Raw genomic sequence first — 2538 nt, forward strand, 5'->3', positions numbered from 1 at the left:
CGGGGTCGGGGCAGCGGGGGCGTCGGCCGGGGCGGCCGCCTTCGCGTCCTTGCCCTTCAGGCGCGACACGGCGGTCGCGCGGGGCGGTGCCGGGCGGGTCTCGCGCGGTGTCGGCGCCGACGGCGCGACAGGCCGCACGACCGTCTTCTTGACGACCTTCTTGACCACGCGCGGCTGGCTGCTGCTGCGCGCCTCGTCCGCCGGGGTCGTGCCCTCCTCGACCATGCCGCCAGTGTGTCACAGGACACCTCTGCCGCGGTCCGACGTCCGCCGTCGACGGCCCCTCGACGGCACGTGGCGCCGACGCGCACTTTCGGCGGACCTGTGCCAAGGTCGAGCCATTCCATGCCTCACGGCCCCCGGTAGCCCCAGATGCCGACCGTGGTGCGCTGCCCCGCGCACGTCCGTACTCCCACCCTCCCTAGGACAGGTATGTCTGCGATCCTCTTCGGTTCCATCAGCACGCTCGTCGACAGCTCCGAGCTGCAGCGTCGGGCCTTCAACACCGCCTTCTCCCAGCACGGCCTCGACTGGTCGTGGGACCAGGAGGAGTACGCCGCGCTCCTCACCGGCAACGGCGGGCAGGACCGCGTGGCCGCCTACGCCGAGCAGCGGGGCGACGACGTCGACGCTGCCGCCGTGCACGCCACCAAGTCGGAGGTGTTCCGGACCCTGCTCGCGGAGGAGGCGCCGGAGCCCCGCGCCGGCGTCATCGAGACGATCCGCGCGGCGAAGGAGGCCGGGCACCGGCTGGGCTTCGTCACCACCACCTCGGCCGACAACGTCGCCGCGGTCCTGAAGGTGCCCGGTCTCTCGGCCGCCGACTTCGACGTGGTCGTCGACGCCGACGACGTCGACGAGCCCAAGCCTGCCGCCGAGGCGTACCGGCACGCGCTGGCCGCCCTGGGCGAGCACGCGTCGGACGCGGTCGCCGTCGAGGACAACACCGGAGGGGTCGCGTCGGCGCGCGCCGCGGGCCTGCCCGTCGTCGCGTTCCCGAACACGAACACCGCCGACCACGACTGGTCCGAGGCGACCGAGCGCGTCGACGCGCTCGAGCTCGACGACCTGCTGCGGAACGTCGGACGTTGAGGACGGGGAGGACACGATGAGCACCGAGCCCGCCACCCTCAGCGCCACGCCCACCTCCTTCGAGGTGCACGCCACCCAGCGGATCGACTACACGCTGACCTACGTCGACGGGGTGTTCGACCCCGCCCGGCCCGAGCTGGCCGACCACTACCGCGAGTGGGGACGCGCCCTCATGGTCGTCGACGCAGAGGTCCACGCGCTGTACGGCGACGACGCCGCGGCCTACTTCGCCCACCACGACATCGAGCTGACCGTCCACCCCATCGCGATCGGCGAGAAGAACAAGAAGTGGTCGACGGTCGAGGGGATCGTCGACGCGTTCGCCGACTTCGGGCTGCTCCGCAAGGAGCCGGTCCTCGTCGTCGGCGGCGGCCTGACCACGGACGTGGCCGGGTTCGCGTGCGCCGCGTTCCGCCGGTCGACGCCCTACATCCGCATCCCCACGACGCTGATCGGGCTGATCGACGCGAGCGTGTCGATCAAGGTGGCCGTGAACCACGGCAAGCACAAGAACCGGCTCGGGGCGTACCACGCGTCGAGCGACGTGCTGCTCGACTTCTCCTTCCTGCGCACGCTGCCGGAGGCGGAGGTGCGCAACGGCATGGCCGAGCTGGTGAAGATCACGACGGTCGCCGACGCCGCCACCTTCGACCTGCTGGAGCAGCACGCCGAGGAGCTCCTCGAGACCCGGTTCGGGCACCTCGGGGGCACGCCGGAGCTGCGCCAGGTGGCCGACCGGATCACCTACGAGTCGATCAAGGTCATGCTGGAGCTCGAGACGCCGAACCTGCTCGAGCTCGACCTCGACCGCGTCATCGCGTTCGGGCACACGTGGAGCCCGACGCTCGAGCTCGCGCCGGCCGACCCGTACTACCACGGTCACGCCATCGCGATCGACATGGCGTTCTCGGCCACGGTCGCGGAGGCGCGCGGGCACGTCAGCGCCGCCGACCGCGACCGGGTGCACGGGCTGTTCAGCGCGCTTGGCCTGTCGCTCGACAGCGACGACCTGACGCCCGACCTGGTGCGCCGCGCGACCGCGTCGATCCTGCAGACGCGCGACGGGCTGCTGCGTGCGGCGGTCCCGTCGCCGATCGGCACGTGCGCGTTCCTCAACGACCTCGCCGACGACGAGGTCGACGCGCTGCTGGCCACGCACAAGGTGCTCGTCGCGGCGTACCCGCGCGAGGGTCGCGGCGTCGACGCGCACGTCTCGGCCGCGGCCGTGCCCGTGCCGGCATGACCTCGACGGTCCACCGACCGGCAGGGGGTGACGGGTCGCAGGCGCTGCGGCCCGTCACGCCCGTCGGCATCGCCGCGCAGGAGGTCGCGCTCGTCCTCGACGGGCTCGACGCGGGCGTCCCGGTCGACGACGAGGTCCTGGACCGGCTCCGCCGGGCGCACACGCTGCTGGCCGGCCTGGACCCGTACGTCGCGGCCAGCACC

The 2538-nt window shown here is 72.7% G+C and carries 4 protein-coding genes; 3 read left to right on the plus strand and 1 reads right to left on the minus strand.

Annotated elements, in window-relative coordinates; all coding sequences use genetic code 11:
• The coding region (locus NH339_RS17835) for a hypothetical protein (RefSeq protein ID WP_253027338.1) at positions 1-225 on the minus strand (225 nt) is incomplete at its 3' end.
• A 207-nt stretch (positions 226-432) separates the two neighbouring features.
• On the opposite strand from NH339_RS17835, the gene NH339_RS17840 reads away from it, so the two are divergent.
• The 3 genes from NH339_RS17840 to NH339_RS17850 form a co-directional block, all read left to right on the plus strand.
• Positions 433-1092 carry an HAD family phosphatase gene (locus NH339_RS17840; RefSeq protein WP_253027339.1) on the plus strand — a complete coding sequence of 220 codons (660 nt, stop codon included), beginning with the start codon at positions 433-435 and terminating at the stop codon, positions 1090-1092.
• Between the two features lie 16 nt (positions 1093-1108).
• Entirely contained in the window at positions 1109-2335 is a 1227-nt protein-coding gene (locus tag NH339_RS17845; protein ID WP_253027340.1) for a sedoheptulose 7-phosphate cyclase, read from the plus strand.
• A partial coding sequence (locus tag NH339_RS17850; RefSeq protein ID WP_253027341.1) for a hypothetical protein occupies positions 2332-2538 on the plus strand: 207 nt, incomplete at its 3' end. The genes NH339_RS17845 and NH339_RS17850, both read left to right, overlap by 4 nt.

The organism is Aeromicrobium sp. CnD17-E (assembly GCF_024124745.1).
Taxonomy (GTDB): domain Bacteria; phylum Actinomycetota; class Actinomycetes; order Propionibacteriales; family Nocardioidaceae; genus Aeromicrobium.